Here is an 18,385-nt window from a genome sequence, read left to right as displayed (position 1 = left end):
AAAGCCCCAAATGGAAGCGAACGCGAAATATAAAAGCCGCATAATAGCGGCTTTTTTGCATGCCTGCGCCGGGTTTCCCGCAGCGCTGTCAGGCTGTCAATATAAGGTGCGCCACAAATAGAAAGTAGCGTAAGCCTCCCAGCCCCTCCACGGCGCAAACAGCTCCCGCATGAAGGCCTCGGTGGGCTTTTCGCCAAGCCCTGTCGCCGCCTTGACGGCATTCAGGAGCCCCGCGTCCCCGATAGGGAAAGCGCCTGCATCTGCCAGGCAGCGCATCCGGACATAGTGGGCCGTCCAGGGACCGACGCCTTTAATGCTCATCAAGGCTTCGCCCATCCGGTCGTAGTCTTTCAGGTCAAGCAGCCCTTCCTTGGACAGCCCCCCTCCCTGCATCCTCCTGGCGATTTCCAGCAGGGCGGCGCTTTTCGCGCGGGATACCTTCATCGCTCCTAACTCCTCCAGGGTTGCCTCCAATAATTGTTCGGGCGTCGGAAAACAAACGTAAACGGAGCCGTTCCGCTCCAGCTTTTGCCCATAGGCATAAGTAATACTTTTTTTTAGCACATAAGCAAAAGACAAAGTGATTTGCTGGCCCAGAACGGCCCAGCAAAGGGCCTCGAATAAATCCGGGATCCCGATCATCCGCAAACCATTAAACCGGCCCGCTACGGGACCCAGAACGGCATTTTCAGCCGCAAGCTCGTAGAAAGGCGTCAGGCTGCGGTCGAGATCAAACCATTCCCGCACATAACGGGTTACGGTCTGAAGCTCCGCCTCCCCAAGCGGCCCGCCGGCAAGAACGAAGACTTTCAAGACTTCATCGGCGGCGTTGCTCACCTCCAGCAGAACAATACGTTCCCCAACAGCAAACGGCTTTCTGACGGCAGATCCCTGGATTTCATACAGGCATTCGTCTGTAGACCGGGCCAAATAATCCAGGCAAAGTCCAAAATTAAAATCATCCGGAACTGGAATGTAAAGCTCAAAACCGGAAACGGGCATGTCCCTTAGTTTCAACAGAATCGACTCCTTCCAGCCGCAGCAGCGTTTCCTTTACGGCCAGACCGCCCCGATACCCGACCAAAGTACGATTGGACCCGACCACCCGGTGGCAGGGGATAACAACCGGCAAAGGATTGGCCCCGTTGGCCGCGCCTACCGCACGGACGGCGTTCGGACGGCCGATGGCAGCGGCCAGGTCCCGGTAAGTCCAGACAGAGCCGTAAGGAATCTGACGGAGTTCGGACCATACCTCCAGTTGAAAAGGCGTACCGAACAGATCCAGTGGAAGCGGATTGAAATCAACCGGTTTTCCTCCGAAATAATCCTCCCACCATTCGAAAATGCCAGATCTGCCTACCGCGTCCCGGTTCTCCTCAAGCTCCGCCCCCGGCTTCACCCGGTTCAGCCATAAACACCAATTTTCCGGATCGTCGCCTGGGTACAAAATGCGGCAAATCCCTTGTTCCGTTGCCATAAACGTCCATGAATTCGATGGGGAATCCGGATGCACCCGGGCCCAATAGATCGGTGGTTTGTTCATTTATTTTTGTTCCTTTCTTTATAAACTGCGCGGTATTCGCTTGGCGTAAGCCCCGTAGCCCGGCTGAACCACGCCGAAAAATGGGAGTGGCTTCGGAAGCCGACGGATTTGGCGATGGCGGAAATCATGTCGTTTTCCTCCCCGTCCCCCTCCTCCAGCTTTTTCCGGGCTTCGGCCAATCGGAGCTTTTGCAGTTGAACGGCTGGCGTCACCCCGGTGACCCGTTTGTACAGCCTCTGCAAATGAAAAGGACTTATCGCCAGCTCTTCCGCCAAGTCAGACAACGTAATTCCACGATCGAGCCGGCTTTGGAGAAGCATGTTCACATCGGCTGCCGTCCGCCCATCCGGATTCTCGCTTCCCGGCATCTCCGGCTTGCAGCGTTTGCAGGGACGAAAGCCGGCTTTGACCGCTTCGGCCGCCGAGCTCACAAACATCACGTTTTGCGGGAACGGGGTTCTTGCCCGGCAGGAGGGACGGCAGAAAATTTTCGTCGTTTTTACACAGGTATAATAAATACCGTCGTAGGCGGAGTCTTTCTTGGCCACGGCGGCATAAATCCGTTCAAACAGTTCCTGGTCCATTCGCTACACCTCCTGAGGCCAAGTATAACTCGTATGCCCGCCCGCAAAAAGGCTTTCCAGCTACGAGAGCAAGATTTCGACAGTCTCTTGTCCGCCGCTTTATATATATAAATAAAAAACTGCCGGCTTCTTCTATCCGGCAGTCCCTCTTTCTCTGCTATTAAAATGATTCCAGGCTTATTGGGTTACAGCCAGCCCGATGGCTTTGTGGTCCCATAAAATGTCTTCGACTATCCCCGCTTGACTATCCGCGCATGTTACGATGAGGATTACGTCGGCTTTTTTCCCTTTACGGATTTCGGACTCGTTTTTGTGGCGCTTGCGCAAATAAATGATCCAGTTTATCAAAAGCCCGATCAGGAACCCGAAAATGGCGCCGACTATCCCCCAAATGATCGGCCCGCCGGGCCAGACAAAACCTTTGCTTGCCCCGACGGTCGAAAACATAAATGCAAAGACCATCCCTTTGTCTATAAAAGATAGTCCATCCGCCCGATGAATACTGTCCATTAACCTTGGTTCCTTTTTTCGAAGCTCCAAGGGTACGGCATAAATTTCATTGATCCCTTTTGCTTCAAGTTCGGTGACCGCGATCTCAAGCAGGGTCGTATATTCAAACGTAGCAAAAACCTGCATTAGCCCACCTTCTTCCTAACCGTCACTTTTCTGCCCGGAGGCTGGTATTTCTGGATCAAATTTGTCCTGAGGGACTCATCAAATAATTTATTGTTCTCTATCGTATTTGTATAAGCGTCGTAAACCGTAAAGAAATAAAACGAAGGAAAATACAAAACCCACTGATCATTCAGCACCCGGTTAGAAGAAGAAATATCGCCTAGTACAAGATAATGCGCCGCCAAAACTAAATGGGATTGCCAGACCAGTACGATGGTAGTAAACAAAATAAAAACAGCCAATATCAAGCGGTGGAGATATAATTGGCCTAAGCTCGGAATTCCCATGGACCAGACAACAGCTACCCACGGCTTCCTTTTATCCAAATAATTAACCTCCAGCGCACCGATACTGAATTCATTAAACGGCGCATTTTCCCTCTCCGCAAGGACATAAACCTTGTTCATATCAACGGCCGTGCGATAGCTGTCCCAGATTGCAAACAAATACACGGGGATATACAGAAAAGTAAAGTTGGGATCCAAAACGTCCCGCGCGCCTTGAAAATTCCCATTAAAGGTATAGATGATGGCTCTGTTCAACTGAATTTTCTGATTGATGAACATCTCCCACAGGACCAAGGCGTATCCTCTAAGATACTTGTTTAGCAGCAAATGTCCAAAACCTGGAAAAGCCATGGACCATAAGGCTATTGTATAAGGGTTCCTCTTATGGAGCTGAGTAGTCCCCAAAATGCTCACATGAGCTTTATACCGTTTGCTTCGCCACTTTTCCCGAAAGTTCTCCATCACTTGTCTCCTACCTAATATATCCATATTTTGGTGAAAATAGCCTGCCCATTATTCGGTCAAGTCATTCACATAGAGGCACAGTTCCTCTCCTATCCTCTTTCAAAGTCTTCCTAAAAAAAAGAAATACCAGCACAACGATGTGCTGGTACTGATTAACTTATATATCATTTTGGGCTTGGATTTACACCGGCTCGGCGACCTTAAGCGGTTCCAGCGGCTGTGCGTTCCCGTAAGTAACTGCCGCCCCTGGCGTTGGAGCCGCCCAATGCACGGCGTTGGAAATAACTTTAATGACATCCGGGTGGTGATAGGTCGGGAACGTTTCATGGCCCGGGCGGAAATAGAACAGCTTGCCTTTGCCTCTGCGGTAGCAGCAGCCGCTGCGGAAAATCTCTCCGCCTTCAAACCAGGAAATGAACACCAGTTCGTCTGGAGCAGGAATTTCAAACCGTTCACCGTACATTTCCTCATGCGCAAGTTCAATGTATTCTCCTAAACCGGCAGCGATCGGATGATTCGGCTCGATGACCCACAAACGTTCCTTCTCTCCGGCTTCCCGCCATTTCAGCTGGCCGGTACGCGTACCCAGCAGCACTTCAAAAATTTTGGAGGCATGCCCGGAATGCAGCACGATCAGTCCCATGCCGTCCAGCACCCGGTTTCTGACCTTCTGAACAATATCGTCCCGGACCTCCTGGTGCGCGATATGTCCCCACCAAATCAGCACGTCCGTATTTTCCAGCACTTCGTCCGTTAGCCCATGCTCCGGTTCATCCAAGGTAGCCGTATGAATTTCCAAGGTGCCGTTCTGTCCGAGGTAACCGCCGATCGCGTTATGGATGCCGTCCGGATAAATTTCCGCAACCTTTTCATTGTTCCGTTCGTGCCGGTATTCGTTCCAAATCGTTACTTTAATACTAGCCAATGTAAATTCCTCCCCGTTGTTAACCCATTGTTGTAAAAGCAGACGTAAGTAAATGAAAGGCCAAAATCACGGCTAAATCATGGCAAAAATTTCCCTGAGTCCTATATAGAAAACGCTTTAAATGGAAGCCCTTCCCCAGTATAGAGCATGGCGGGCGAAACGGGAAGAGGCAGTTTATGTTTGGGGAGCATGGATTTTGGGGCTGGATGTTCGGAGCAAGATGCTTCATAATTTAATGAAAAAATAGGGAGGCGATTTGTCATGTTCGATTCCTATCACCATCCTCACCCGGCCTACCGGAGACCTCTCTTCGCCCGCCATGGCATGGTTGCGGCTTCTCAGCCTCTGGCCGCGCAGGCCGGCCTTGATATCCTGAAGAAAGGCGGGAACGCGGTTGACGCCGCCTTGGCCACCGCTGCGGCTTTAACCGTTGTAGAGCCAAATGCGAACGGGATCGGCGGCGACGCCTTTGCCCTGGTCTGGAAAGAGGGAAAGCTCCACGGCCTCAACGCCAGCGGCCCTGCACCCCTGTCCATCACTAGCGAAGCCGTAAAAGCCGCCGGACATGAGAAAATGCCTGTCTTCGGCGCTCTTCCCGTCACCGTTCCCGGAACGCCCGGCGGCTGGGCGGAATTGTCCCGCCGTTTTGGAAGCCTGCCCTTGAGCGAGGTGCTGCAGCCGGCCATTGACTACGCGGAGAACGGGTTCCCCGTTTCGCCAACGGTCGCTTATTTCTGGGAAAAAGCTTATGCGCGTTTCCGGGGCCTTTTTACCGAAAAGTGTTATGAGCCCTGGTTTGACACCTTCGCACCGGCAGGCCGGGCGCCCAAACCTGGCGAAATGTGGCGTTCGCCGGACCACGCCAAAACCCTCCGGCTGATGGGCGAAACGGGAGCGGAAGCCTTTTACAGAGGAGAACTCGCGGAACGGATTGCGGAGTTTGTGCAGCAGTGCGGCGGTTATTTGCAGGCAAGCGATCTGGCGGCCTATCAGGCGGAATGGGTGCAGCCGATCAGTACGGCCTACAGAGGATATGACGTATGGGAAATCCCTCCGAACGGACAGGGACTTGTGGCCCTGATGGCGCTCAACATCGCCAAAGGATTTGAATTCGGCGCCGATGAAGTGCAGAACTTCCACCGCCAGATCGAAGCGATGAAGCTGGCTTTCGCGGACGGCCAGAAATATATTACGGACAGCCGCCACATGAAGGCGGACGTAAAGCGCCTGCTGTCCGAGGAATACGGCGCCTGGCGGCGGGAGTTGATCGGCGCCAAAGCGCTCCAGCCCGAGGCCGGCGACCCGCATTCGAGCGGGACGGTGTATCTGGCAGCGGCCGATGGAGAAGGTAACATGGTTTCTTTTATCCAAAGCAACTACATGGGCTTCGGTTCGGGACTGGTTGTGCCGGGGACCGGTATCGCCCTGCAGAACCGGGGCAGCGATTTCTCGCTTGAGGACGGACATGACAACCGCCTGGAACCCGGCAAGCGCACTTATCATACGATCATTCCCGGCTTCCTGACGAGAAACGGCCAGGCCGTCGGTCCGTTTGGCGTCATGGGCGGATACATGCAGCCCCAGGGCCATATGCAGGTGGTGATGAATACGATCGACTACGGCCTTCATCCCCAGGCCGCCTTGGATGCGCCAAGATGGCAGTGGACAGGCGGGAAAACGGTTCTTGTGGAACCGACCTTTCCCAACGCGACCGCGCAGGCGCTCGCCCGGCTCGGGCATGATATCCGGATTACGCTCGATTCCGGCTCTTTCGGCCGCGGGCAAATCATCTGGCGGGACCTCGAAACCGGCGTGCTTTGCGGCGGGACGGATTCCCGGACGGACGGCACCGTAGCCGCTTGGTAACAGTTGGTTCAAACGATTATGTTATATAGCGGGACTCTAATAGCCGCTGAACAGGGCAAAACGTTAATCACCCGCTTTTGACCGTAAAATAAACGCAAAGGCCCGCAGCAAGCGAATCTGCTGCGGGCCTTTGCGTTTGCTTTTTTTTCGGTTATCCTCTCAATCGGTAGCTGACGAAAGCGACCTTCCGGCTGTCCGGGGACCAGGAGTTAACGTTGATCGTCCCTTGTCCTCCAAACAGATCGGCCAAAACGCGGCTGTTCCCGCCATCATAGTCCATGATCCGAAGCTGGACCTGTTTGTTCGGCGGATGATCCGCCGGGTCCACGTCCCCTTTGCGGTAAGCGATATAAACCACCTTGGTGCCGTCGGGGGAAACATGCGGAAACCAGTTGTTGCTGTCTTCCTCCATCACCCGGGTTTGCCCGCTGCCATCCGGATTCATCCGCCAAACCTGCATCAGGCCGGTCCGCGTGGAATTAAACCAGATATGGGCGCCGTCCGGCGAATACTCCGGTCCGTCGTCGAGCCCTGGCGTATGCGTCAGCTGAGTCTCCACGCCGCCTTCGGCCGGGATCGTATAGATATTAAATACGCCGCCGCGTTCAGCGCAGTAAGCAAGCGTGCTGCCGTCCGGCGACCAGCCGTGCAAATAACTCGGCGCCATCGCCGTGATCAGCTCCGGCTTCCCGCCTTCCATCGGAAAAATATAAATTCTGGACTTGCCGTCCTCCTTGGTGTGATGGCTGACCGCTACGCGCCGATTATCCGGCGACAGGACATGATCGTTGTTGCATTGGTTCGCAAAACCGGAATTCATCCGGGTACTGTCCCGTGTTTCCAAATCAAATTTAAACAGCGATCCGCCGCTGTTATAGATGAGCGTACGCCCATCCCGGGTCCAGTTCGGTGCTTCGATCAGTTCTTCGAACTCGGCCAGCACTACCCTTTCTCCGGTCTGTACGTCGATCGTCTCCAGTATGCTGGTGACGCCCCGGTCCTCCGGTTTGTTGGATTCGTCAATCTTATTCAATTCGGGTAACGCTCCTTTCGGCTGCTTATAATTTTGTTAAATCGGCATTTCTTCTCCGTTAAATTTCACAAAATGATACCGCGACTTGGACGCCGTCTTTCGCTCCGCCAAATCCAGAATGCCGGCAGCGCTGTCGGCGGGATCCATAGCGGCCTGTTCCCCGCCCATATCGGTCCGCATCCAGCCCGGATGCACGCTCAAAACCTGAACGTTCCGGTCTTTCAGCAAACTGCTGAGCTGCAGCGTAAACATGTTTAGCGCCGTTTTGGTGATCCCGTACGGTTAGTCGTTGGGATACGCGTGGGATAAGCTGCCTGCCTCGGAAGAAATATTGATGACGGAAGCTTCCGAAGCTGACAACAGCGGCAGCATATGTTTCACCACCCTCATCGGACCAAACAGGTTCACGTCAAAGGATTCGGCTACGTCCTTCATGTCCAGCTCTTCGATCCGGGTATCCCTTGCTTTCAAAATAGCAGCATTGTTAATGATTGCACCCAGTGAAACTCCCTGCCTGCAAAGCTCTGCCGAAGCTATGGCAATCGTGTCCTCGTCCTGCACATCCAGGCGGACAACCTGCAAATGGTCTGGATACTGCTGCTGGAGCGGCTGCAGCTTTCCTTCTTTCTCTATCGGATTTCTTGTCCCGGCTATGACGCTATGCCCTCTCTTCAGCGCTTCCAGCGCCAGTTCGAAGCCTAATCCCCGGTTTGCCCCGGTAATGAGTATGTACATCGGTTCCGCCTCCTTTTTCCGGCACCTTCATCATATTCAATATTCGAAAACGCTGTCAATCTTCGTTTGGTTTTAAGGTGCTCATTCGCCGATCCGCACGTTTTGAACCGTGAGCGTCAGAGCCCCATGAACCATTGCAAAACGTTCAAGCGCCTGCTCCACGCTTTGCCGGAGTTCGCCCGTATAGTCGATTCCCGGATCGATCTGCAGCAGCTGGGCGGTTAAATGCTGCTTTTTGGTATCGAGCCGCGGATCCATCCGGCCGATCAGCCGGTCGCCGGCCAGAATTGGCATAGCGTAGTAGCCGTATTTCCGCTTGACGGCCGGCGTATAAATCTCCCAGCGGTATTCGAAGTCGAACAAGTCCTCCAGCCGTTTCCGGCTCCATAACAAATTATCCAGCGGCGGAAGAAAACGGACGGGTGCGGGAAAACCTTGCGGCTCCTCTTGCTCTCCTGTCTCTTGATGAAACAGCAGGCGGTTTAGGTCGGCGGCCAGGATGTAATAAGGACTTTTTACGCCCTCCACCTCCAGCTGAACAAGTTCGCCTTCTGCCGTCCTTCCGGCTATCGTTTCCCGTCGGTCTTTCGCCGTGAGGCGCTGCCATCCCATACGGGGATCCGAAGGTTCAAAAACCCGGTAAGCCCGGAAATATTTTTGCAGCATGCCCTCAAGCGCTTCGGCCTCCGTAATCGCTTCCGCAAGACCCAGCCATTCGCCGGGAATGCTCCGGCGGGTTAAATCAAAGAGGCGCTGGTTGCCTTCGCGGCCGACAATCTGAATTTCCGCCATGTCCATCAACAGGTTGATCGCGTGGGAACTCGCTTTGGTTTTGGCCGTATTATCCCAATATCCCCGTACCTTCTGATCGGATTGAAAAGCTTTGGCCGGAAGCGGGCCTTCCTGCTCCAGCTTGCTCAAAACTTCGTCGGCAACAGGCCGGATTTCCTCAAGCCGGCTGTCCAGCTGGCTGAAAATCCGTCTGCGAACCGGTTCAAAGACCGGATAATCCTCCATCGGGATCACGCACGCCGCATTAGCAAAATATTCGAACACGGCTCTATCACCCAGAAGCTCGTTTAATAATTTCGGCTGATAGCCGGGAATGCGGGCGGCGAGCACCAAATGCTGATTGGGTTTTACAGCGGATACAGGGTCAATTTGAATGCATTCTAAATGACGGAGAACCTCTAAAACCCTTTTATGAGGAGCGGCGGGTTCTTCTTGCTGATTAGCGTCTTTATTCGCGATCGGCAAAAGCTGCGTTTCTAGCAGAAAACGCCTGAGCGCTTTTTTCGTAGTTTGAATCGGTTTCACATGGCCCCCTCCAAGCAGAACATAATGGCGAATCTGGCTTATACGGTTTATCAGGCAATTGCGGCCGTTTGGCCTCCGAAGCGCTTCTGCTCCTTCAGCGAAGCGGATTTAATAACCTGTCTTCCAACCAGTATCTCATTTGCGCGCGGAGAATAAAAGTTCAAAAAAAGAGGCCCGATCAAGTCGGACCCCTCTTTCTCAAACCTTAATTGTTGATCGTCAAACCAAATCCGTTCTGGATGTAATATAGACCCGGGTAAGCCACGTTGCTGGTTACCAGATGATTAAACGTGGCCGCGCCGTTGCCGGTGTAGGTGAAGATGGCCGCGCCGAGGTGCGGGCCGGAGAACCGGGAGGTGGTCACGCCGTCCAGACCCGTTCCGTTGATCGTGATGTTGTTGAACACGATGTTCTGGAAGCCGCCGCCGTAGCCGAACTGAATCGCGTCACGCTGGCTGTTGATGATATCAATGTTGGTAAACGTGACGTTCCGGATGGCATCGTTAGAAGCTTCCAAATCGATCGCACCACGTTCGCCGTTATACAGGTCTTTGCTGGTTCCACAATTGATGATCGTATTATCGGAGAACAAAATGCCCGTATTGTTCTGGAAGTGATAACCCGGGAACACCGTATTCATGCGAATGCCGGAGCCGCCGACACAATCGATGATGTAGTTGTGGTCCGCTTTGTGGCCGCTTCCGCCGAAGAAGGCGATGCCGCCTGCCCGCCAGTTGTTTTCAATCGTGTTGTAAGAGAAGGTATTGTTCACGCCGGCAGGGGCGCCGTTGGTGTCACTCGTCCAGACGGCCAAAGCGTCATCCCCATTGTTGCGGAGATTCGTATTCCGCACGGTGGAGTTGCTGGTGCCCTGCGCAAAATTGACGCCGTCCGCCAGGTTGTTGCGGATGCGGCTGTTTTCCACCGTCAAGCCGTTTGCGTAAATGGCCGGCGTATGCGCGTAATCGCCAACCCACATGCCGCATTCAAAATGCTCTACCCAAACGTCGTGGATGACGGAATTGGTGCCGAAATTGTCCATAAAGCCTTTATAGATAGCGTTTTGGCCGTAACGCGAACGCAGGTTGGAGTTCATGTACACATTGCTGAAATCCAGCTTGCCGGAAATCCGGAGCGAAATGCCTCCTCCCGCTGCGTTAGGGTTGGTGAACTGCAGATTGGTGTACCAGATGCCGGCCCCCGTAATGGTAATGTTGTTGATCATGTTATTCGCGGAGCCGATTTCCCACATGCTCGAAAGATGGAAGGTGCCTTCCGGAATATATAGAACCTTCCCTCCGGAAACGGCTGCATTCACCGCGGCCTTAAATGCGGCCAGATCATCCTGATTGTCATTCGCTACCGCGCCGAAATCAGTGACGGACACCGAGTTGGCCGGCCGGGCTACCGGTGCTGGAAGAGGTTCGATTTCCAGGAAGTCGACCCCGTATTCGAGACTGTCCCCACTGTTTTTCTGGATGCGGATTTTATCGCCGGCTTTCAGCGCCGTATCCAGTTTGAAATGCACTTCGTCGAAGCGGAACAGCGGACGGCCGCCGCTTGGCGTGTCGGCAGGCATGTCGCCCGAGAAATACTGCCAGCTGTAATACGAAGTAAGCGATACCGTTTTGGCTTTGGTTCCGTTAACGTAGACGTCGAGGGAACCGTTTTGGCCCATGCCGTTAGTCGTATCCGGCAGCGTAAACCTCATGGTGACGCCTGCCCCGCCTTGCCCCTGCTTCACGGTCCATTCGGCAAAGGAACCGCTCGACGGCAAAGCGATATAGCTTTGGCCGGAAGCTTCCGAAGCCGTCAAGGACTGGTCAAAGGTAGGCGCGGTTCTTAAAGCGGCGCCGCCGCCGCGTGTCGCCTCATCCGTGTCGTACCGGCTGTAAGGCATGCTGGCTCCGCGGGCACCGTACACGACCAGATTGTTGGTCGTCGTGTTGTTGGCCTGCTTCGCGTCGATTTCATTTGCGTCGGCAGCCAGGGTCGTCGTGACGGTGTAGCTGCCTGCTGCTGCCGTCCATGTCCCCGGAATGGAGACATTTGCGGAGGCACCGGCTGCCAGGGCACCGTTATAGGAGCCGCTCAACGTTTGCAGCGTATCGCCGGAGGCATTTTTCAAAACGATCGTGATGCCGTGCGCCCCGCTTGCTGTGGCTACCGTGCCCTGGTTCTTCAAATTGACGCTGAAGCTGACGGCATTGCCGGCTTGCGGCGTCACGGGGGACCAGGCAATCGTTCCGATCAGGTCGGAACTGGATACGGGAGTTATGATCAGAGACGAAGGGTTCGTGAAGCTGTTGTTCCCTTCGTTTTGTTCAATGACCGCATTGCTTTCATCCACTTTGGCCGTTACGGAATAGGTGCCTGCCGCTTTGACCCCGGCGTTAAGTGAAACCGTGGCGCTGGCTCCCGCCGCAAGCGCCCCGACCGGGGCGGAACCGGCCAGTTCATTATTCAGGTAAAAATTAACGCTCGTCGCTCCGGCCGCTGCCGTGCCGTTGTTTTTCACTACGGCGTTTAGCGTAAGCGCATTGTTCTCGACCGGAGAAGCCGGAGACCATGTCAAACCGGTCACGGTCAAATCAGGGTTCGCCGCTGGAGTTCCAAACACCTGGAATTCGGCGATTTGTCCTGCCGGAGCCCCTGTATTGGCGCTGATGTTAAGCTGAAGACGTTTGACCGTTGCCGTTACCGGGATGGTTACCGAATTGCCGGAAGCCGGATCAAACGTATAAGTTTTGGAAGATACAAGATTGCTGAAGGTGGTCGTGTTCTGGTTGTGGCCCAGCACCTGAATCGTTTGCGTGCGAGCGGCCCAAACCGGATCCGGGTTCAGCTTAAGCACAATGGAGGTGATATCGTGGTTGGCGCCCAAATCAAGCGTAAGCGTGCTTGGGTTGCCGCTTCCTTCCCAATAGGTGCCGACGTTGTTATCGTTGGCGTTGGTTTCCACGAAATTTTGGGTATGGGACGATGCTGTTATCGTTTTGCCGACGGCTACATTGGAGCCTGGGCCAGGAGTTGGCGTCGGGCTTGGTGTAGGTGTAGGAGTTGGACTGGGTGTTGGAGAAGCCGACGGCGTTGGGGTCGGAGTCGGTGTTGGCGTAGGTGTAGGTGTTGGTGTTGGCGTTGGCGATGGAGTTGGCTCAGGGTTGGACGAACCGTAAATTTCCAGCTCCGAAAGCTGGGCAGCCGGCCATCCCGTATTTGCGGTAAAATTGAGTTTTACGTAACGAGTGCTTGCAGCCGCAAAGTGGATCGTCACCGTATTTGCGGAATCCGGAGAAAAAACATAGTCCGCTGCGCCTGCCAGCGTCGTAAAGCTGGAACCGTCGGCGCTACCTTGAACGGCTATCGTCTGCGTGCGGGCATTCCATCCGCTGGCCGAAGGCAGTTTCAAGACAAGCTGATCGATGCTTGTTGAAGTGCCGAGGTCCACTTGAATCCACTGCGGAAAAGCATTATTCGTGCTTTCCCAATAAGTATTCGCGTTGCCGTCTTTGACGTTGTTTGGACTATATACGTCTGCCTGGCCGCTGGCGGTTATGGTTTTTCCAAGGGTCAAATTGGTACCGCCCTCCGCGGATGCCGGCAGGGACATGGGGCCTGAATCCAAAAAGAAACCGGAAATCAGCATGCTGATCACGAGCGACAAAGAAATAAATTTAGTGCGCATGTTATTCCTCCTCCGAGCAAAGGTTTTGGAACTGAACAAGGAACCTAATTTAAAAAGAGTGCATTTCAGAGCTACCAATCAGAGTTTCGGAAATGAATGATAGCGTTTGCAAAAAATGAGGCCTGCTGACCAGGCTCGTCTGCCGAACAGCCGATTTCCTCTTTTCTTTTCGTTACCCATACGTAACTCTTCCGACCTCACTAACCTCGGCTATAAAGCTCCCTCCTTTCCTCTTCATACATTCCCATTATAGAGAATGACGCGCTCGAACCATGAGGAGCAATTCTACGCAAACTGTAGGTGATCCAAAGGTAAAAAAAGGAAAACCCGCCAGCGGCGGGTTTTCTCTTAGCTGTTTAGAAATATGAGTCTTCACGCAACGGAACTACTCCATCCGGTTCAAAGCCACCAGGATCGCGTGCACCGAAGCCTGCATAATATCCGGGTGTACGCCTGCTCCCCAGTACACTTTCCCGCCTGCCGTAAGGCCTACGTAAGCAATCGCCTGCGCCGAGGATTCGCGGCCGAGCGAGTGTTCTTCATAGAAGGACAGATCAAAACTTTTGCCCAGATAAGCTTTGAAGGCGTTGCTCACGGAATCCAGATGCCCGTTCCCCAGGGCGTTGATCTTATCCAGTGTTCCCTGGCGGGAGATTTCAAGCGTTGCAACGATCGATTCTCCCTGTTTATTGAAATGACAGTCGATCAGATCAAATTTTTGCGTGTTATCGACGTACTCGGCTTTAAAGAGCTTGTAAATTTCCTCTGCGGTCAATTCCTTCTCTTCTTGGTCGGAAGCGCCCTTCGCCAGATAACCCATTTCTTCCTTCATCCCGGCCGGAAGCTGTACGCCGTAATTTTGCTGCAGCATATAACCTACGCCGCCTTTGCCGGACTGGCTGTTAACGCGGATCACATCCGTTTCGTAGTTCCGGCCCACGTCTTTCGGATCGATAGGCAGATAAGGAACATCCCAAATCGGCGAGTTATGTTTTTCCCTCCACTGCATGCCTTTGGCGATCGCATCCTGGTGCGAGCCGGAGAAGGCTGTAAAGACCAGTTGGCCCGCATAAGGATGCCGCTCGGAAACCCGCATATTGGTAAGCCGTTCATATTCCTCGATAATGTCCGTCATATTGCTGAAATCCAGCTTCGGATCCACCCCGTGGGAATATAAATTCATCGCCAGCGTGATGACGTCGACGTTGCCCGTTCTTTCCCCGTTGCCAAAAAGCGTTCCTTCCACCCGGTCGGCCCCAGCCAGCACCGCATATTCCGCGTCGGCTACGCCGCTGCCTCTGTCGTTGTGTGGATGCACGGACAAGACGACACCCTCGCGGTAGGAGAGATTTTTGTGAATGTATTCGATCTGGCTGGCAAAAACGTGCGGCATCGCGATTTCCACCGTCGTAGGAATATTGATAATCGCTTTATGCTCACGGTCCGGCTGCCAGATCTCGAGGACGCTGTTGCACACCTCCAGAGCGTAGTCCACTTCCGTTCCCGGGAAGCTTTCCGGACTATATTGGAACCGGAAATTTCCCGGCGTCGTGGCCGCCAGCTCTTTCACCAGAATAGCGCCGTCCACGGCCAACTGTTTGATCTCTTCCTTACTCTTCTGGAACACCTGCTGCCGCTGCGCGACCGAGGTTGAATTATAAAGATGCACGATAGCCTGCGGAACGCCCTCCAGAGCCTGGAAGGTTCTGCGGATAATATGCTCCCTGGACTGGGTGAGTACCTGGATCGTCACGTCCTCGGGAATCATGTCCTGCTCAATAATCGTCCGTAAAAACTGGAATTCGGTATCGGACGCTGCCGGAAATGCCACTTCGATTTCCTTGAAGCCGATTTTCACCAGCATTTGAAACATGGCCAGCTTCTCCTGAAGATTCATCGGTTTCACCAGTGCTTGGTTGCCGTCCCGGAGATCGACGCTGCACCAAATCGGCGCTTGGTCGATATAATCCTTTTGTACCCAATCATACGTGATTACCGGCGGCATGAAATATCCCCGTTTGTACTTTGTGTAGTCCATCATGCTTAACCCCTTCCATTAGCTGTTATTATAAAAATAAAAAGGCCTTTCATCTCCAATTTCCATTAGAGACGAAAGACCATGTCTTACGCGGTACCACTCCAGTTTATGAACAGCTGTTCATACGCTCAGCGGACAAAGAGCCGGCTCCTTATCCTAACCCCTCATAACGGCGGGCGATCCGTCCGAAGCTACTCCCGGAACCAAAGGTTCAGGTTTCGAAACGGCTGCTCCAAGGCGAGTTCCCCGATGTCCTTCTACTGCTTCGCATCGACCAGCAGCTTTCTGTAAACCGGACAGGCAGGTACTGCTCCTCATCCAAGCATTTAAATATTTCCATAATAATAGCAGGAACCAGGCAATTAATCCAGCCCTAATTAACTTATGATGTTAAAATCTTTTTAGTATCTTGAATTTTATAAATTTCGCTTAGCCTCTTTGGCATACCGTTAAGACTAGGGAGTGGAAGACTCAGAAGGGACCGAAGGTTCCGCGCCAGGATCCTGAACAGGAGAAGAAGGCGCAGGAAGCGTTACCGTTCCGGACGGCGCGGACAGCGCATCCGGCGTATTGATGCTGCCGTTTGAAACGGCCAGCACATAAACCTTATAGCTCAGGCCCGCCTGAAGCTGCGCTCCGGTAATATCGGCGGATATTGTCCGCATAACCGTCTGCCCTTCTTTGCCTGTGCTCAAATAACCCACTCCTCCAACCGCCTCGGCGTCGCTCAGCGTAAAGGTTCCCCGGTCGGACGGCACCACCAGAATCCGGTATTCGGAGATCCTATTTTCCGTTTCGGATTTGGCAAAGGTAACGTCAATTGCCGAATTATTTGCGTTTAATGCAGCGGTAACTCCGGTTACCGGGCTGATGGACAAATTGTTCGAAAGCGTGATGGCCGAAGAAGCCGCTGACAGCGCATTGCTGCCGCTGTAACCGGAAGCGCCCACCGACAGGACAAATACCCGGTAAGCCGTTCCGTTTTTAATCGTTTCTCCGTTTACCGTTCTCATCCAGGCATCCAGGTTCAGGTCGAAATCCCTGCCCGTTTTGCTTACCTGTTTATAATAAGAGCTCGTAACGTTATTGGCTTTGGCCAGCGTAAAACCGGAAGCCTCCGAATCCTTGACTACCATAATGCGGTAGCTGCCGATGTTGGACTCTCCGGCCCCTCTGCTGAAGCTGACGTTTAAATCGCTGGCATTCCCATTGTCGCCTGTATCCTGAACGCCGAGATTGCTCGCGGCTCCAAGCGTCACATTACTGGACAAGGTGATCGATGAAGACGCCGCCGACAAAACGTTGTTACCGCTGCTTGCCACCGTCAAGACGAACACCCTGTAGCTCTGGCCGCTCGTGATCGCCGCTCCGTCCGTCGAACGCGTGTAGCTGTTCAAATTAAGGCTCGGATTTCCCCCTGTACGGGAAACGCTGGTGTAATAAGAGCTGGATAAGCTATTCGCTTTGGATAGATTAAAGCTGTTGACATCCCCGCTTTTGACCACAAATACCCGGTAGCCCGACACGTTACCCTCGTCTCCGGCTTTGTTGAAGGTCACCTTCAGGTCGCGGCCATCCCCATAATCGGCGGTATCGCTGACTTTCAGGTTGCTGACCGCCGTTACGTTGTCGTAAGTCAGCGTGAGTGAAGCCGAAGCTGCTGAAAGCAGGTTTGGATACTGCGACGGATTGTTCGACATGGCCATGACAAACACCCGGTAGGAAACGCCTGTGGTCACATAGGAGCCTTGCACATCCTTCATATTGGACGGGAGAATCGTGGTGATGGAAGAATTGCCGGTCCTCGCCACATCATAATAACGGCCGGAAGATACCGCGTTCGCGGAACTCAAATTAAAGCTGCCCGCATTTCCCGATTTAACCACAAAAATCCGGTAATAGCTAACCTTGGATTCATCCGCGGATTTCGTAAAAGTTACCTGCAAATCCCGTCCATCCCCGTAATCCGTTACGTCATTTATCCGGTTCACGATCGGGGCCGTATTAACGGTATTTAACGTCAAGGAAGCTGACGGGCCGGAGAGCTTATTGGCATAAAGGGAATTATTGCTCAACGACAAAACAAAAGCCGTATAGGAAACTCCGTTTCTGATCAGATCGCCCGAAGTATCCCGGCTGCCGGCATTTAAGGTTACGCTTAAGCTGCTGCCCGATTTGCCTACGGATGTATAATAGCTGCTTGAAACTGAATTGGCCGAAGATAAAGTGAACTGGGAGGCGTTTGCGGTTTTCACAATAAATACCCGGTAGCCGGAAATGTTGGATTCGCTCGAAGCCCTTGAGAAGTTCACCGTCAAGTCGCGTCCGTCTCCATAATCTGCGGAATCCCTGATCGTGAGATTCGATACGGAAGCCACCGCAGGTCCGGACAAAGTAAACGTTGACGAAGATGAGGATAAGGCGTAGCCGCCCGTTTTTCCCACGCTCATCACAAAGGCTTCGTAGGAAGCGCCTGCAACAAGCGTGTTGCCGTCCACGTCCCGCGTCTGCGCATTCAGGTTGACGGACTGGTCGCCGCCGTTAGACGCCACAGCCGTATAATTGGACGAACTGACCGTTTGCGCCTTGGCATAAGTAAAGCTGGAGGCGTTTGCTTGTTTTACGATAAAAATCCGGTATCCCGAAATGTTGGCCGGATTCTCCGGGCGGGAAAAACTTACCGTCACATCGGAGCCCGTTCCGGTCTGGCCTGATACGCGCGCGCTTACGTAAGATACGCTGTCCACGCCGCCTTGGGAAGGCGTTCCGGAGCCGTCATTCGTCGTAATGACGACTCTTTGGCTGGCCGGCACCCACTGCACGCTTTGACCAAGGGATTCACTGACGAAACGCAGCGGCACCAAAGTCCGGCCGTTTTTGCTGACCGCAGGCGCATCCAGGTATACGACTTTGCCGTTGACCGTTGCCGTATTGGCCCCCAATTTCAGGATCACGGTCGTTCCGTCTTTGTAGGAAGTAACGGTTTTCGTCGAGGAATCCCATAAAACGCTGGCGTGCAAGGCTTCAAAAATGCCTCTAAGCGGCACGAAGGTCCGGCTGGCGGAAATGACGGGCGCCTGATCGGTCACCAGTTCCTTTCCGTCGATATAAATTTTTATCGTAGAAGCCGCATGCGCTTGGGGCTGCGCGATCAAAGCGGCTGAAACGACGGTGGCCATTAAAGCGCTCACGATTTTCTTCAAAATGTTCACCCTCCTGCTTATTCTTGACC

Annotated in this window: 12 protein-coding genes, 1 pseudogene and 1 other annotated feature; of the genes and pseudogenes, 1 reads left to right on the top strand and 12 read right to left on the bottom strand. The window is 53.5% G+C overall.

The window, feature by feature from the left end:
- Window positions 1-96: 96 nt before the first annotated feature.
- From AC3ZPD_RS02435 to AC3ZPD_RS02410, 6 genes are all read right to left on the bottom strand, one after another.
- The gene (locus tag AC3ZPD_RS02435; protein WP_490982666.1) at window positions 97-1,017 is read right to left on the bottom strand and encodes a DNA-3-methyladenine glycosylase family protein; all 921 of its coding nucleotides are present in this window, start codon (window positions 1,015-1,017) and stop codon (window positions 97-99) included.
- Window positions 983-1,543 carry a methylated-DNA--[protein]-cysteine S-methyltransferase gene (locus tag AC3ZPD_RS02430; RefSeq protein ID WP_490982665.1) on the bottom strand — a complete coding sequence of 187 codons (561 nt, stop codon included), beginning with the start codon at window positions 1,541-1,543 and terminating at the stop codon, window positions 983-985. Before AC3ZPD_RS02430 ends, AC3ZPD_RS02435 begins: the two co-directional genes overlap by 35 nt.
- Window positions 1,540-2,127 (bottom strand): bifunctional transcriptional activator/DNA repair enzyme AdaA, encoded by a 588-nt coding sequence (locus AC3ZPD_RS02425; protein ID WP_490982664.1) that lies wholly within the window; start codon window positions 2,125-2,127, stop codon window positions 1,540-1,542. The genes AC3ZPD_RS02430 and AC3ZPD_RS02425 overlap by 4 nt, the downstream gene beginning before the upstream one ends.
- Before the next feature lie 177 nt (window positions 2,128-2,304).
- Complete coding sequence (locus tag AC3ZPD_RS02420) at window positions 2,305-2,763, bottom strand: hypothetical protein (protein WP_490982663.1); 459 nt, start codon at window positions 2,761-2,763, stop codon at window positions 2,305-2,307.
- Window positions 2,763-3,551 carry a hypothetical protein gene (locus AC3ZPD_RS02415; RefSeq protein WP_490982662.1) on the bottom strand — a complete coding sequence of 263 codons (789 nt, stop codon included), beginning with the start codon at window positions 3,549-3,551 and terminating at the stop codon, window positions 2,763-2,765. The genes AC3ZPD_RS02420 and AC3ZPD_RS02415 overlap by 1 nt, the downstream gene beginning before the upstream one ends.
- Window positions 3,552-3,735: 184 nt before the next feature.
- On the bottom strand, window positions 3,736-4,479 hold the full coding sequence (locus AC3ZPD_RS02410; RefSeq protein WP_490982661.1) for a ThuA domain-containing protein: 744 nt from the start codon (window positions 4,477-4,479) through the stop codon (window positions 3,736-3,738).
- A gap of 261 nt (window positions 4,480-4,740) precedes the next feature.
- On the opposite strand from AC3ZPD_RS02410, the gene ggt reads away from it, so the two are divergent.
- Entirely contained in the window at window positions 4,741-6,345 is a 1,605-nt protein-coding gene (gene ggt, locus AC3ZPD_RS02405; protein ID WP_490982660.1) for a gamma-glutamyltransferase, read from the top strand.
- A 151-nt stretch (window positions 6,346-6,496) separates the two neighbouring features.
- Here the strand turns inward: ggt and AC3ZPD_RS02400 are convergent, their stop codons facing one another.
- The 6 genes and pseudogenes from AC3ZPD_RS02400 to AC3ZPD_RS02375 form a co-directional block, all read right to left on the bottom strand.
- A complete protein-coding gene (locus tag AC3ZPD_RS02400; protein ID WP_490982659.1) occupies window positions 6,497-7,378 on the bottom strand; it encodes a TolB family protein in 882 nt (293 codons plus the stop codon).
- Between the two features lie 36 nt (window positions 7,379-7,414).
- Window positions 7,415-8,113 (bottom strand): annotated as a pseudogene (locus AC3ZPD_RS02395) (SDR family oxidoreductase).
- Window positions 8,114-8,194: 81 nt separating this feature from the next.
- Complete coding sequence (locus AC3ZPD_RS02390; protein ID WP_490982658.1) at window positions 8,195-9,430, bottom strand: winged helix-turn-helix domain-containing protein; 1,236 nt, start codon at window positions 9,428-9,430, stop codon at window positions 8,195-8,197.
- A gap of 205 nt (window positions 9,431-9,635) precedes the next feature.
- Entirely contained in the window at window positions 9,636-13,115 is a 3,480-nt protein-coding gene (locus AC3ZPD_RS02385; RefSeq protein WP_490982657.1) for a discoidin domain-containing protein, read from the bottom strand.
- Between the two features lie 385 nt (window positions 13,116-13,500).
- Entirely contained in the window at window positions 13,501-15,156 is a 1,656-nt protein-coding gene (locus tag AC3ZPD_RS02380) for a 2-isopropylmalate synthase (protein WP_490982656.1), read from the bottom strand.
- A 61-nt stretch (window positions 15,157-15,217) separates the two neighbouring features.
- Window positions 15,218-15,483, bottom strand: a binding site (T-box leader).
- A gap of 125 nt (window positions 15,484-15,608) precedes the next feature.
- Window positions 15,609-18,356: a stalk domain-containing protein gene (locus AC3ZPD_RS02375; RefSeq protein ID WP_490982655.1), complete on the bottom strand. Its 2,748-nt coding sequence runs from the start codon at window positions 18,354-18,356 to the stop codon at window positions 15,609-15,611.
- Between the last annotated feature and the right edge of the window lie 29 nt (window positions 18,357-18,385).

The sequence above is a fragment of the Paenibacillus mobilis genome, from assembly GCF_058267595.1.
The sequence above is the reverse complement of the archived record's forward strand: the minus strand, read 5'-3'. Positions and strand labels throughout refer to the sequence as shown.

Excerpts from the sequence above, each read along its gene's own strand:
- AC3ZPD_RS02380 (WP_490982656.1), bottom strand. The coding sequence starts at position 15,156 with ATGATGGACTACACAAAGTACAAACGGGGATATTTCATGCCGCCGGTA.
- ggt (WP_490982660.1), top strand. The coding sequence starts at position 4,741 with ATGTTCGATTCCTATCACCATCCTCACCCGGCCTACCGGAGACCTCTC.
- AC3ZPD_RS02420 (WP_490982663.1), bottom strand. The coding sequence starts at position 2,763 with ATGCAGGTTTTTGCTACGTTTGAATATACGACCCTGCTTGAGATCGCG.
- AC3ZPD_RS02430 (WP_490982665.1), bottom strand. The coding sequence starts at position 1,543 with ATGAACAAACCACCGATCTATTGGGCCCGGGTGCATCCGGATTCCCCA.
- AC3ZPD_RS02385 (WP_490982657.1), bottom strand. The coding sequence starts at position 13,115 with ATGCGCACTAAATTTATTTCTTTGTCGCTCGTGATCAGCATGCTGATT.
- AC3ZPD_RS02425 (WP_490982664.1), bottom strand. The coding sequence starts at position 2,127 with ATGGACCAGGAACTGTTTGAACGGATTTATGCCGCCGTGGCCAAGAAA.
- AC3ZPD_RS02415 (WP_490982662.1), bottom strand. The coding sequence starts at position 3,551 with ATGGAGAACTTTCGGGAAAAGTGGCGAAGCAAACGGTATAAAGCTCAT.